Source organism: Nonomuraea sp. NPDC054003, from assembly GCF_055585125.1.
Genome location: NZ_JBVJKR010000001.1, coordinates 918939 through 932051 on the forward strand (window position 1 = coordinate 918939; position 13113 = coordinate 932051).

A 13113-nucleotide genomic window follows, 5' to 3' on the forward strand; every position below is an offset into this window, starting at 1 on the left:
CATGGACGATGAATGGATCTGCGGCCGGCTCGGCGAGGACGAGCCCTGGATGCTGGGCGCGGTCAACCCGCCGATCTTCGAGAACTCGCTGTTCACCTTCCCCAGCGCGGCTGAGCTGGGCGAGGCGATCAGGAACGAGGACGAGCGGTACGTCTACTGGCGCGGCACCAACCCCACCGTCGACCTGGCGCAGCGCAAGCTGGCCGCGCTGGAGCGGGCCGAGCGGGCCAAGTGTTTCGCCTCCGGCATGGGCGCGATCTCCGCGACGATCTCCTCGCTGGTGTCGGCGGGCGACCACGTGCTGGTGCTGGGCGCGGTGTACGGGCCGACCACCCAGTTTCTGCGTTACCTGGAGAAGTTCGGCGTGACGCATACGCATGTGGTCGATCTCGACGCGTGTGACAGCGCTATCAAGGACCACACCCGCCTACTCTACTTCGAGTCTCCCTCGTACATGCGGTACGAGATCTTCGACATCCCCGCCGTCACCCGCTGGGCGGCCGGGCACGGCCTGGTCACCGTGATGGACAACACCTGGTCCACCCCGATCTTCCAGAAGCCGCTGACCATGGGCGTGGACCTGGTGGTGCACTCGCTGTCGAAGTACGCGGGCGGCCACAGCGACCTGGTGGGCGGGGTGGTGGCGGGCCCGTCCCGGCTGGTCAGGCCGCTGGCCCTGACCGAGTACCAGCTCTACGGCGCCGCCATGTCACCGCACGACGCGGCCAAGGTCATCAGGGGACTGCGCACGCTGCCGGTGCGGATGGCCGCGCACCAGGAGCGCGGGCTGGCGGTGGCGGCGTTCCTGGAGGGCCACCCGGCGGTGCGCCGGGTCAACCACCCCGGGCTGCCCTCGCATCCCGGGCACCGGCTGGCGCTGCGCCAGATGTCGGGCTTCTCCAGCCTGTTCAGCTTCGAGCTGGCCACCGAAGAGCGCGACGAGGTCGCCGCCTTCCTGGACGAGCTGCGCCACTTCCGCGTCGGGGTGTCGTGGGGCGGCTTCGAGAGCCTGGTCAACGCGCCGGCGCTGTCCACCGAGGAGAGCGTGCGGGCGACCATGGGCATCCCGGCAGGGCTGGTGCGGCTCTCGGTCGGCCTGGAACCGGCCGAGACCCTGATCAAGGACCTGGGCGGCGCACTGGAGCGGATGGCAAAGGCCTGACAGCGCTGTCCGTCAACGTACCGGCTCGCCGACGAGCGGTGGGACGGTGAAAGGCCGATCTACCGTTCGTCGTACTCAATTGACCATTCACCGCAACGGCTCTCCAGTTGAACGCCGCTCGTCGGCGGCTCGGCGACAGGCGTCGCGCGAGATCTCCACGCGGGGCGCTCCGGGCTCTTACCGTGAGCGTGATCCTCATCACAATGGAGGTCTCGTGACGACCAGAGAACATGACGCGTCCGTCTATGAACAAATGCAGGAGAGCACTGAATTCCAAGAGCTGAAGCGGCGTTTCCGGCGTTGGACGTTCCCCATGACGGTGGCGTTCCTGGCGTGGTACCTGCTGTATGTGGTGCTGTCGGGCTGGGCCCGAGGCTTCATGGGGATCAAGTTGCTCGGTGACATCAATGTCGGGCTGGTCCTGGGCCTGCTCCAGTTCGTGTCCACCTTCTGGATCGCCTGGGCCTACTCCCGCCATGCGGAGAAGAAGCTCGACCCCATCGCCGACAAGCTGCGGCACGAGGTGGAGGAGAAGACTCAGTGAGCTCGACCACCCTCTCAACGATCCTCTTCCTGGCGTTCGTCGCGGCCACCCTCGGCATCACGGTCTGGGCCAGCCGCCAGACCAAGACGGCCGCCGACTACTACGCGGGCGGCCGGTCCTTCAGCGGCGCGCAGAACGGCCTGGCCATCGGCGGCGACTACATGTCGGCGGCCTCCTTCCTGGGCATCGCGGGCATCATCGCGCTGTTCGGCTACGACGGGTTCCTGTACTCCATCGGCTTCCTGGTGGCGTGGCTGGTGGCGCTGCTGCTGGTGGCCGAGCTGATGCGGAACTCCGGCAAGTTCACCATGGCCGACGTGCTCGCCTTCCGGATGAGCCCGCGCCCGGTCCGCACCGCCGCCGGCGTGTCCACCATCGTGGTCAGCATCTTCTACCTGCTGGCCCAGATGGTCGGCGCCGGCGCCCTGGTCGGCCTGCTGCTCGGCGTCACCTCCGAGGCGGGCAAGGTCTGGACGATCGTCGCCGTCGGCGCTCTGATGATCGTGTACGTGGTCTTCGGCGGCATGAAGGGCACCACCTGGGTCCAGATCGTCAAGGCCGTGCTGCTCATGACCGGCGCCGCCCTGGTGACCATCCTGGTGCTCGCCGAGTTCGGCTTCAACCTGTCGGGCCTGCTCGGTCAGGCGGCCGCGACCAGCGGCCCGGGGGCCAACCCCGACAGCTTCCTCAGCCCCGGCCTGAGGTACGGCACCGAGGAGCAGGGCCTGGCCGGCAAGATCGACCTGATCAGCCTCGGCCTCGCGCTCGTGCTCGGCACCGCCGGCCTGCCGCACATCCTCATCCGCTTCTACACGGTCCCGACCGCCAAGGACGCCCGCAAGTCCGTCATGTGGGGCATCGGCATCATCGGCACCTTCTACCTGCTGACGCTCGTGCTCGGCTTCGGCGCCGCCGCCATCGTCGGCCGGGAGGAGATCGTCGCTCAGGATCCGGGAGGCAACACGGCGGCGCCGCTGCTCGCGCTGCGGATCGGCGAGGAGATCTTCGGCTCGGTGGGCGGCACGATCCTGCTGGCCTTCATCGGCGCGGTCGCCTTCGCCACGATCCTCGCGGTGGTGGCGGGCCTCACGCTCGCCTCCTCCTCCAGCTTCGCCCACGACCTGTACGCGCACGTCTTCCGGCGCGGCCAGGCCAGCGAGCGGCAGGAGGTCGTGGTGGCGCGGATCTCCGCCCTGGTCATCGGCGCCGTGGCGATCGGCCTGAGCATCCTCGCGCAGAACCAGAACGTCGCCTTCCTGGTGGCCCTGGCCTTCGCGGTGGCGGCCTCGGGCAACCTGCCGGCGATCCTCTACAGCCTGTTCTGGAAGAGGTTCAACACGGCGGGCGCGGTCAGCGCCATCTACGGCGGTCTCCTCTCCGCCCTGCTGCTGGTCGTCTTCTCGCCGGTCGTCTCCGGCGGAGAGAGGGCCCTGCTCCCCGACGCCGACTTCGCCTGGTTCCCGCTCAGCAACCCGGGCATCATCTCGATCCCGTTCGGCTTCCTGTGCGGCTACCTCGGCACGATCATGAGCAAGGAGTACAACGCCGCCAAGTACGCCGAGATCGAGGTGCGATCCCTCACCGGCGTCGGCGCGGAGAAGGCCGTCAAGCACTAGAACCGCCGAGCGGGCCCGGCCGGGTGGCCGGGCCCGCTCGCACGGGGTCACTCGAGGGTCAGCCCACCGGCTCCGCGCGCAGCCGCGCCGAGTGCTTCACCAGCGTGATCAGCACCTCGCGGCTGGAGTCGCGCTTGCGCGCGTCGCACATCACGATCGGGATCGACGGGTTGAGCTGCAGCGCCAGCCGCACCTCGGGCAGGTCGTACGAGGGAGCCCCCTCGAAACAGTTGACCGCGACCACGAACGGCGTGCCGCGCCGCTCGAAGTAGTCGACCGAGGGGAAGCAGTCGGCCAGCCGCCGGGTGTCGGCCAGGATGACCGCGCCCAGCGCCCCCTCCGCCAGTTCGTCCCAGACGAACCAGAACCGCTCCTGCCCGGGCGTGCCGAACAGGTAGAGCACGTACTCGTCGTTCAGCGTGATGCGGCCGAAGTCCATCGCCACGGTCGTGGTCCGCTTGGCCTCGACGCTGGACAGGTCGTCCACGCCCACGCTGCGGTCGGTGAGGATCTCCTCGGTGCGCAGCGGCCGGGTCTCGGACACCGCGCCCACCATGGTCGTCTTGCCCGCGCCGAAGCCGCCGGCCACGAGAATCTTGATGGCCCGCGGGAGGCGCGGCCGCTCAGAGCGATCGAAGACCATCGAGCACCGCCCTGTACATCTTCACGTCATGCATGTCCACCTCGGATTGCGGTTCCTGGGCCGAGACGAGCTCCCTGTCGAACAGGTCGCCGAGCAGCACGCGGATGGTGCCCGCGGGCAGGTTCAGATGGGCGGCGATCTCCGCCACGGATTTGGGCTCGCGGCAGAGCCGCAGGATCGACAGGTGCTCCGGGTCCAGCCCGGCGTCCGGGCCGGGCGGCGGGCCGATCGCGAGCGCCATGGAGATGAGGTCGAACCTGCCCCGCGTGGGGGCCGTCCGGCCGCGCGTCACCACGTACGGGCGGATGATCTCCGGGTCGATCCAGTGCTCGTCCGTGGGGCCGTCGGTGGCGCTCACCGTTCCCTCCCCGCCTCGACCTGCGCGGCCTCGACCCGCGCCCCCGAGGTGAGGTACTGGCCGACGCGGGCGACCATCATCGCCATCTCGTAGGCGACGAGGCCGATGTCGGCCTGCTGCCCGCACAGCACGGCCAGGCAGGCGCGCTCGCCGGCCGTGGTGACGATGAGGAACTGGGACTTCCACTCCACCACCGTCTGCTTGACCGGGCCGCCCTTCACGTGCTCGGAGACCCCCTTGGCCAGGCTCTGCAGCCCGGAGGCCACGGCCGACAGGTGTTCGCCGTCGGTGCGTACCAGCCCGGCCGAGGAGGCCATCAGCAGGCCGTCGGAGGACAGCACGATCGCGTGCTCGACGTCGCCGATCCGCCCGACCAGGTCGTCGAGCAGCCAGTTGAGGTCGGTGCCGGGGCTCATGAGTCACCTCCCGGCTGCTCGCCCATCAGCTTGGCGGCCTCGGTCCGGCCGAGACGGGTGCCCGACTGCAGGGATCCCATCATCGCCCGGATCTCCTCCGGCGAACGCTCATCGTCCTCCTCGGTGTCGTCCAGCGTGCTCGGCCCCTCCTCGCGCAGGGCGGGGGCCAGGTTGGCCTGCGGCACGCGCAGCGGCAGGCCTCCGGGGGTGAACTCGGGCTGCTTCGGCTCCACGGTCTCCTCGGACTCGCCGGTCCGCGCGGGCACGGCGCGCGGCGCCGGCTGCTGGTTCGGGGCCTGACGAGGCTGGTCGCGTACGGGCTGGGGCAGGGGCTGCGGCCGCGCCGGATCGGCGGCGACCTTGAGCTGGCGGACGTTGTGCGTCGCGGGCGCGCGCTCCGCCACCGCCACGGCCCTGCGCGGCAGGGCCGGCGACGCCTCGCCCTCGTGCGGATGCGGGTCGGTGTCGACCTCGACGAGGTCCTGCGGCAGCAGCACCACGACCGTCGTCCCCCCGTACGGGGAAGCCTTCAGCCTGACCTGGATGTCGTGCCTCCTGGCCAGCTGGCTCACCACGTACAGGCCCAGTCGTGCGGTGCCCGTGATCCGGAACTCCGGCGGGTCGGCGATGCGCTCGTTCGCCGAGGCCAGGTCCTCCGGCTTCATGCCGAGGCCCCGGTCCTCGATCTCGATCACGTACCCGTTGGCCACGAGCTGCCCGCTGACCTGCACCGCCGTGTACGGCGGGGAGAACGAGACCGCGTTCTCGATCAGCTCGGCGAGCAGGTGGATGACGTCGCCGACGGCGCGGCCGACGAGCACCACGTCGCCCAGCGGCAGGATCGTCACCCGGGTGTAGTCCTCCACCTCGGCCAGCGCGCCGCGCACCACGTTCAGCATCGGCACGGAGCGCCGCCAGGTGCGGGCGGGGGACGAGCCGGACAGGACGATGAGGTTCTCCGCGTTGCGGCGCATCCGGATGGCCAGGTGGTCCAGCCGGAACAGCTCCTTCAGCTCCTCCGGGTCGGTCTCGCGCCGCTCCATCACGTCCAGCACGGTGAGCTGGCGGTGCACCAGGCCCTGCGTCCTGCGGGCCAGGCTGAGCAGGATGTCGCGGATGCTGCGGCGCAGCTCGGCCTGCTCGGCGGCGACGCTGATCGCCGTGTGCTGCACGGCGTTGAACGCCTGGCCCACCTGGCCGATCTCGTTGTCGCCGAAGTCGAGGTCGGGCACCTCCTTCGAGACGTCCACCACCTCGCCGTGGCCGATGCGCTCGACCACGCGCGGCAGCCGCTCGTCCGACAGCTCGTGCGCGGCGTCGCGCAGCTTCCTGAGCTGGGCGAGCAGCTGCCTGGTCGTGGTGATCGACAGCACGATCGAGGCGATGACCGCCACCAGGCCGAGGCCGCCGGCCAGGAGGAGCCGGACGACGACGCCGACGGCGATGGGCACGATGCGCTCCGCCAGCCGGTCACCGGCCGCGAGCGTCACCCGCTGCATGTCGGCCAGCGTCGACTCGGTCGCCTTGCGCCACTCCTCGGCGTCCACCGGCAGCGGCCCGACGCGGGGGTCGTGCTGGATGAGCCGCTGCTCCATCGCCTGCACCCGGGTGGCGGGGTCGCTCTTCATCCACCGGTCGAAGGCCGTCCAGTCCTCGTCCGGGAGCTGGGACATGGCCGTGGACAGCGTGTGGCGGAAGACGCCCGCGGTGGTGATGAACTCGGCGTGCTCGTCCGGGGTGAACCCGCCCCTGGCGAAGACGCCCGCCATGAGCGCGTCCCCGCGCGCCAGCCACTCGCGGGAGAGGTGGATCTGCGAAAGGGTCCGTCCGTCCTTGGCGATCTCCTTGTCGTCGAACGCCGCCACCGAGTCGTACATCTGGTAGAGGGAGTCGATCACGTTGTTGTACGGGGCGGCGGCGGCCTGCGCGCCACCGGCCCGGCCGGAGTCGATCGACTTCCTGCCCTGGTCAAGCTTGGCCAGCTCGGCTCGCACGTCCGCGATGCGCTCCATCAGGGAGTCCTCGGCGGCCAGTGACACGGCGGTGCTGTCGATGGAGGCGGCGAACTCGGCGCGCGCGGCGTCCGTGCGCGCGCGCTGGTCGCGCAGCGCCTTGTCGGCGCCCCTGGACCCCGCGCCGATGCGGGCGATCGTCTGGCGGCGCTCGCGCTGCAGCTCGACGAGCAGTGGCTCGCTCGGCTCGACCACCTGCGAGTCGACGGTGGCGGCCCCGAGCAGGTTGACGCCCTCCCGCAGCGTGACCCAGGCGGCGAACGCCCACAGCAGGATGAGCGACACGATCAGCGCCGTGACCTTCGAGCGGACGCTGGCGTTACGGAAGCGCATCGGGCCCACCCGTCGGAAAAGCGCGGTAAGCATACCTTGTCAAGGCGGCGAAATGGGCAAACCAGGAATCTGACACTCGGGTCACCCTAGCAATGTACTATTGCTGCCTCAACACAAAACGGCGCGAATGAGACGCTATGTCCTGTTTTTCGGGTTAAATTCGTATTGCATGCGGGTCTCCACGACGTGTAAGGCCGCCAGGACCGCGGCTCGCACGATCGCTGTCGGCGAGTAAAGGTCCTTGTCATGCCACAATGGTGTGAAATGCGGTAAATCGACCACCTGGAGAAGATAGTCGTATCCACGCCCTGCTGCCCGCTTGCACCGCTCGTCCGGCTCCGGTCCTGACAGCAGCAAGGTCTGCACGGCGTAGGCGGTCTCCTCCGGCACGCCCGCCCACCGCCCCCACGACCCGTCGTCCCGCTGGCTGGCCAGCACCCACTCCCGCGCCCGCAGCACCGCGCCGGCGTGCTCCGGCCCGCCGAACTCGCCCAGCGCCAGCGCGCAGCCCAGCGTCGCGTAGTAGGGGGAGGCGTGCCACCGGTCGTCCCAGCTCCCGTCGGGCCGCTGGAGCCCGGCCAGCCAGCCGGCCACCCGCGCCATCACCGGCCCGTACCGCTCGGCCGCGGCGGGCCTGGCCCGCACGTACTGGCCGAACGCGTCCAGCACGTGGGCGTTGACGCTGGGCGAGAAGCCGTCCTCGCCCTGCCAGGTGCAGAAGTGCGTGCCCGTGTCGAACAGCAGCAGCGACTCGGGATCGGACGGCACGCCGAGCAGGGCCAGCGCGTAGAGGGCGACGCTGGTCGTGTCGGCGTCGGCGGGCAGGCCGGCGCCCGCCGGCGTGCCCTGCGGGCCGATCGCCGCCCGCAGGTCGGCGATCATCTCCGGCGGGGCCTCCACCGGCACGCCCGCCCTGGCCAGCCAGCTCAGCACCCATCCGCGCTCGAACACGGTGATCGGCAGCCCGACCGGGACCGGCCCGCCGAACCGCTTGGCCACCGCCTCCAGGTGGTGCCTGGCGGAGTCGGACGAGTCGGCCGGCGCGGAACCGCCCAGCCACGCGGCCGTCGCCGCCGGCGAGGCGCCGACCGTGCCGATCGACGTGGGCAGCACGCCGTCCGCCCGCTGCGGCACCGCCGCCTCCAGCACGTGCAGCACCTTCTGCGGCGGCTGGGCGCCGGACTCCAGCAGGCGCTTGACCAGTTCGAGCCGGGATCCGTCCATCCCGGGCGGATGCGGCAGCGGCTCGCCGTACCCGTGCCCGTCGATGAGCGCCACCAGCGACGGCACGATCAGGTCGATGGCCGGCGTGTCCGGCAGCTCGGGCGGCTGCGCGAGCATGCGCCGCAGCGCCTCCAGCCCCGCCTTCGCGGCCGGCAGGAGCACCTCGCGGTCGCCGTCGCGCGCCGCGCTCATCAGCGCCTCCGTGGCGCTCAGCGTCGGTACGAGCTGGTACCCGCCGGGCGGGCCCCACGAGCCGTCCGCACCCTGCTCGGCCAGCAGGAACGCGATCCGCTCCGCATGACCGCCGAGCCAGGGGGCCAGCGTGACCAGCCGCCCCGTCTCGTACACCGAAGGGGAGACCTGGCCCCACGGCGTCACCATGAGGCCCGCGACCAGCTCGGCGGCACGCCGGGTGATGTCGGTGCTCACGCCGCCCCCGAAGCCCAGAAGTCGGACAGCCCGTAGAAGCCGGCGCTGTAGTGGATCTGCCACCAGAGGTGGTCCGCGGCCCGCGGGCGGCTGTCGCGCAGCGGCCCGATCAGCTCGGCGGCCTCTCGCGCCAGCTCCGCCATCCGCGTGCTCACCTCGTCCGCCGTCATGCCGAGGGTGAGCGCGTTGACGTCACCGGACGCCGACTCCCTGCGGTGCGTGGCCAGGTCGTTGAGCAGCCGCAGGTAGCGCTGCACGGTCTCGCCCGCCGCCCGCAGCTCCGCCAGGTCCTCCGGGGTCGTGACCTCGCCGGTGTAGATCCAGTGCGAGACCGCGATGAACAGGGCGCCGCTGCTGTCGGCGTTCGACAGGTACTCCTCGGGGGAGGGCCTGCCGCCGCCCCTGCTCCACTCCCACTCGCGGGCCATCGCGGCGACCATGAGCTCCAGCCGCTCGCGCCAGGCCGGCTCCAGCGCGGCGAAGGCGGCCACGGTACCCAGCTCGGCCCGCAGGTCCCCCACGAAGCGGGCGACGGGCGAAGCGGCCGGGAACCCGTCCGCGGCGGCCAGGCAGGTCCTGGTCAGCGCCGCCACGTCGTCCCGTGCGGCCGCCTCCTCGTCGAACAGCCGGTCCACGGCGAACACCAGCAGCGACGTCCGGTTGACGACGCGCAGCGAGGCCGGGCTCGCCCACGGCGAGCCGAACGCGCCGGCCATCGCCAGCGAGCCGAAGAGACCGGAGTCGAAGGACTCGCGGGGGAACAGGCCCTCGTAGCGCGCCGCGTGCCGTTCGAGGTCGCGCCCGCCCGCCACCGCGAGCGCGCACGTCCGCCCGGTGGCGAACAGCGCGCCGGGATCGTTCATGGCCGGCCCGCCGGCACGAGGGTCATCGTCAGCCCGGGCGGGGGCCGCAGCGAGGAGGCCAGCCGCGGGGTCACCGGGCGGTCGACGTGCACCACCGGCCGGTACTTGCGCAGGATCCCGGCGATCAGCAGCGGCGCCTCCATCTGGAACAAGTGCTGTCCCAGGCACACGTGCGGCCCCGCGCCGAACGGCCAGTAGGCGTACCGGTGCCGCCCAGCCTCCCATCCCGGCGCGAACCGCTCCGGGTCGAACACCGTCGGCGACTCCCAGAAGTCCGGCATCCGGTGCGTCAGGTACGGGCTGAGCAGCATGGTGGACCCGGCCTCGACCTCGACCCCGCCGACCACGTCCGCCTCCACGGCCTTGCGCGGCAGGATCCAGCCCGGCGGGTAGAGCCGCAGCAGCTCGTTGACGAACATCCTCAGGTACGGCATGTGCGGCAGGTGACTGGTGCTGACCGGGTCGCCGCCCACCACTCGGTCGATCTCCTCGTACACCTTCGCGGCGATCCCCGGGTAGGCGTCGAGGACCGGCCAGACCCAGGTCAGCGCCGTGGCCGAGGTCTCGGTGGAGGCTCCGTGCATGGCCACCAGGTCGTCCCTGATCCGCCGGTCGCCCTCCTCACCGGGGACGTCCTCGCGGGCGCTGACCAGGCGCGCGACGACGTCGGTGCTGTCCTGGTCCAGGCCCTCCCGCGCCCGTGCCCTGGCCTCGCGGATGCGGGGGTACACCACCGCGTCGATGTCCTTGATCGCGCGCCGGAACGCCCGGTCGCCGGGCATCGGCATGCCTTCGGGCACGAACGGCATCACCAGGCGCACGGCCTTGGCGGTGACGGCGACGTCGTAGGCCGGCACCAGCCGGGCGATGTCCGCCGTGGAGATCTTCGAGCCGAAGAACAGCCGGACGATCGTCGGGTGCACGATCGCCGAGACGCCGCGGGAGATGTCCATCGGCCGCCCGGGGACGATCGTCTCCTCGATCAGCTCGTTGATGATCACGGCCATCTGCTCGGCCAGCGAGTTGACGTACCTGGCCGTGAAGAGCGGCTGCAGGATCCGGCGGCTCTCCGCCCAGGTCTCGCCGTCCGACAGGATGCCCTCGCCGAGCAGCGGCGCCAGCGGGTCCCAGAACATGCCCTCACGGACGAAGTTGGTCTGGTTCTGGGTCAGCACGTGCTGGACGTGGTCGGGGTGGGTCACCAGATAGGGGCGGAACGGGCCCATGTGGAGCCGGACGAGCTCGCCTCCGGCCTGCACCGATGCCTCTTCGAGGGCGTTGACCGGGATCCGGTGGTGCTTGGTGAGTCTGGTGAGAAAGGGAACGGTTCTGGTCGGTGCGGCGCCGGTCGCCACAGTCGTGCCTCCAAGCCCACAGCACCCCGTCCCCACCGGGACGGACATTTGCCCACAAAAGCCAAATCTAGGATGGAGTATCACATGATCTTGGCGGTACATTCAAGATCGAGGCAGAAGGAGCACCAGTGGATCTCGGGGATCCTGGCACGCCGGGGAGCGACGCGGCGATAGCGCGTTGCCGGAGTCTCTTCGAGCCCGCCCTGCGTGAGGCGGTGTCCTCGTTGCATCCCTGGAGCGCCAGGATGGCCGCGTTCACGCTCGGCTGGTCCGACGCCGACGGCAGGCCGTACGAGGGCAACAGCGGCAAGGGCGTGCGCCCGGCCATCGCCCTGCTCTGCGCCGAAGCCGCCGGCGCGCCCGCCGAGTCGGCGGTGCCCGCGGCGGTCGCGGTCGAGCTGGTGCACGCGTTCTCGCTGGTGCACGACGACATCATCGATCTCGACGAGCGGCGCAGGCACCGCCCGGCCCTGTGGAAGGCGTACGGCACCGGCCCCGCCCTGCTGGCCGGCGACGCCCTCCTGGCGCTCGCCGTCGCCCAGCTCGCCGGTTCCGGCGAGGCCATGAACTACCTGTCGCGGGCCCTCGTCGAGCTGGTCCAGGGCCAGACCGCCGACATGGCCTTCGAGGACCGCCCGTGGCGCGGCCCCGGCGCGGTGACCGCAGACGAGTACACCGAGATGACCCTCGGCAAGACCGGCGGCCTGCTCGGCGCCGCCGCGGCCACCGGCGTCATCCTGGGCGGCCGGGCGGACCTGGCCCCGCGCCTGTGGGAGATGGGCCGCGAGCTCGGCGTCGCCTTCCAGCTCGTGGACGACATCCTCGGCATCTGGGGCGACCCCGGCGTCACCGGCAAACCCGCCGACAGCGACCTGCGCCGCGGCAAGAAGACCTACCCGGTGCTCGCGGCCCTCGCCACCGACGGCGCCGCCGCCCACGACCTCGCCGCCCTCCTCCACGCGGGCGCCGCCGACGAGCACTCGGTACGGCGCGCCGCCGGCCTCGTCGAGGAGGCCGGCGGCCGCGCCGAGGCCGAGGCCCTGGCGGACCGCTACCTGTCGTCAGCCCTGGCCACCGTGGACGACTGCCTCCCCGGCGCCGCCGACCTCCGCGCCCTGTGCGTCTCCCTCGCCGACCGCATCCACTGACCCGGCCGACCCCCGCCCTCGACAGGACCTCATCGGCCGGGCGCGTGCGGTCAGGGGCGGGAGGCCTCGTCGAGGCGCCGCAGCTCCTCCGGGGTCAGCTCCAGCGTGGCCGCGGCCATCAGCGGCGCCAGCTGCTCCACGCTGCGCGCGCTGGTGATCGGCGCGGCCACCGTGGGCTGCGCGGCCAGCCACGCCAGCGCCACCGTCGCGGGCTCCGCCCGGCGCTCGGCCGCCACCTTGCCCAGCGCCTCCAGCGTCCGCCGCCCGTGCTCCGTCCGCAGGTAAACGGCCGCCCTCGAAGCCCGCGGGCTGTCGACCGCCGCCCCGCCCGCGTACTTCCCGGTCAGGAACCCGCTGGCCAGCCCCCAGTAGGGCGTGCTGGACAGCCCTTCCCTGGCCACCACGTCGCGCAGCTCTCCCTCGTACGCGCGCTCGACCAGGTTGTACGGCTGCTGCAGCGCCACGTACCGGGGCAGCCCGTTCTCGTCGGCCACCTTCAGCGCCTCGGCCAGCCGCTCGGGCCCGTAGTTGGACGCCCCGACGTGGCGGACCTTCCCCTCGCGGATCAGCTCGCCGAACGTCTCCAGCGTCTCCCCGAGCGGGGTGTCACGATCGTCGACGTGCGCCCAGTAGAGATCGATGCGGTCGGTGCGCAACCGGCGCAGCGACGCCTCCACCGCCGTCCTGATCGTCCGCGTCGCCAGCCCCTTGAGCCCTTCCAGCATGCCGACCTTGGTGGCCAGGACGAGGCGGTCGCGGTTGCCCCGGCGCTCCATCCACTCGCCGATCAGCATCTCGGAGGTGGACTCGCCCGTCGCCCAGTACGGGTAGCTGTCGGCGGTGTCGATGAAGTTGCCGCCGGCCTCGACGTAGGCGTCGAGCACCGCCCAGGACGTCTCCTTGTCGGCGGTCCAGCCGAACACGTTGGTGCCGAGCGCGATGGGGTGGACGGACAGATCTGTGGTGCCTATCGATCTCATCACCCCATTATCCGCACCGGTCACCACGCG

Annotated in this window: 12 protein-coding genes; 4 read left to right on the forward strand and 8 right to left on the reverse strand. The window is 71.4% G+C overall.

The window, feature by feature from the left end; translation table 11 throughout:
• Nucleotide 1 precedes the first annotated feature (1 nt).
• From ACZ6YG_RS03895 to ACZ6YG_RS03905, 3 genes are all read left to right on the forward strand, one after another.
• On the forward strand, nucleotides 2-1162 hold the full coding sequence (locus ACZ6YG_RS03895) for a trans-sulfuration enzyme family protein (protein ID WP_466017141.1): 1161 nt from the start codon (nucleotides 2-4) through the stop codon (nucleotides 1160-1162).
• Nucleotides 1163-1376: 214 nt separating this feature from the next.
• Nucleotides 1377-1706 (forward strand): DUF485 domain-containing protein, encoded by a 330-nt coding sequence (locus ACZ6YG_RS03900; RefSeq protein WP_261808443.1) that lies wholly within the window; start codon nucleotides 1377-1379, stop codon nucleotides 1704-1706.
• Nucleotides 1703-3322 carry a solute symporter family protein gene (locus tag ACZ6YG_RS03905; RefSeq protein ID WP_148030603.1) on the forward strand — a complete coding sequence of 540 codons (1620 nt, stop codon included), beginning with the start codon at nucleotides 1703-1705 and terminating at the stop codon, nucleotides 3320-3322. The genes ACZ6YG_RS03900 and ACZ6YG_RS03905 overlap by 4 nt, the downstream gene beginning before the upstream one ends.
• Before the next feature lie 58 nt (nucleotides 3323-3380).
• On the opposite strand, the gene ACZ6YG_RS03910 is transcribed toward ACZ6YG_RS03905, so the two are convergent.
• From ACZ6YG_RS03910 to ACZ6YG_RS03940, 7 genes are all read right to left on the reverse strand, one after another.
• Complete coding sequence (locus tag ACZ6YG_RS03910) at nucleotides 3381-3965, reverse strand: GTP-binding protein (RefSeq protein ID WP_148030604.1); 585 nt, start codon at nucleotides 3963-3965, stop codon at nucleotides 3381-3383.
• The gene (locus ACZ6YG_RS03915; RefSeq protein WP_148030605.1) at nucleotides 3946-4323 is read right to left on the reverse strand and encodes a DUF742 domain-containing protein; all 378 of its coding nucleotides are present in this window, start codon (nucleotides 4321-4323) and stop codon (nucleotides 3946-3948) included. Before ACZ6YG_RS03915 ends, ACZ6YG_RS03910 begins: the two co-directional genes overlap by 20 nt.
• A complete protein-coding gene (locus tag ACZ6YG_RS03920) occupies nucleotides 4320-4739 on the reverse strand; it encodes a roadblock/LC7 domain-containing protein (protein WP_148030606.1) in 420 nt (139 codons plus the stop codon). The genes ACZ6YG_RS03915 and ACZ6YG_RS03920 overlap by 4 nt, the downstream gene beginning before the upstream one ends.
• Nucleotides 4736-7084, reverse strand: coding sequence for a sensor histidine kinase (locus ACZ6YG_RS03925; RefSeq protein WP_148030607.1), 2349 nt, complete (start codon nucleotides 7082-7084; stop codon nucleotides 4736-4738). Before ACZ6YG_RS03925 ends, ACZ6YG_RS03920 begins: the two co-directional genes overlap by 4 nt.
• Nucleotides 7085-7219: 135 nt before the next feature.
• Nucleotides 7220-8737 (reverse strand): prenyltransferase/squalene oxidase repeat-containing protein, encoded by a 1518-nt coding sequence (locus ACZ6YG_RS03930; RefSeq protein WP_466017142.1) that lies wholly within the window; start codon nucleotides 8735-8737, stop codon nucleotides 7220-7222.
• Nucleotides 8734-9600 (reverse strand): terpene synthase family protein, encoded by an 867-nt coding sequence (locus ACZ6YG_RS03935; RefSeq protein ID WP_466017143.1) that lies wholly within the window; start codon nucleotides 9598-9600, stop codon nucleotides 8734-8736. The genes ACZ6YG_RS03930 and ACZ6YG_RS03935 overlap by 4 nt, the downstream gene beginning before the upstream one ends.
• The gene (locus ACZ6YG_RS03940; protein WP_466017144.1) at nucleotides 9597-10955 is read right to left on the reverse strand and encodes a cytochrome P450; all 1359 of its coding nucleotides are present in this window, start codon (nucleotides 10953-10955) and stop codon (nucleotides 9597-9599) included. Before ACZ6YG_RS03940 ends, ACZ6YG_RS03935 begins: the two co-directional genes overlap by 4 nt.
• 245 nt (nucleotides 10956-11200) lie before the next feature.
• Here ACZ6YG_RS03940 and ACZ6YG_RS03945 point away from each other — a divergent pair, with 245 nt between their 5' ends.
• On the forward strand, nucleotides 11201-12103 hold the full coding sequence (locus tag ACZ6YG_RS03945) for a polyprenyl synthetase family protein (protein ID WP_364232456.1): 903 nt from the start codon (nucleotides 11201-11203) through the stop codon (nucleotides 12101-12103).
• A gap of 50 nt (nucleotides 12104-12153) precedes the next feature.
• On the opposite strand, the gene ACZ6YG_RS03950 is transcribed toward ACZ6YG_RS03945, so the two are convergent.
• A complete protein-coding gene (locus tag ACZ6YG_RS03950) occupies nucleotides 12154-13083 on the reverse strand; it encodes an aldo/keto reductase (RefSeq protein ID WP_466017145.1) in 930 nt (309 codons plus the stop codon).
• Between the last annotated feature and the right edge of the window lie 30 nt (nucleotides 13084-13113).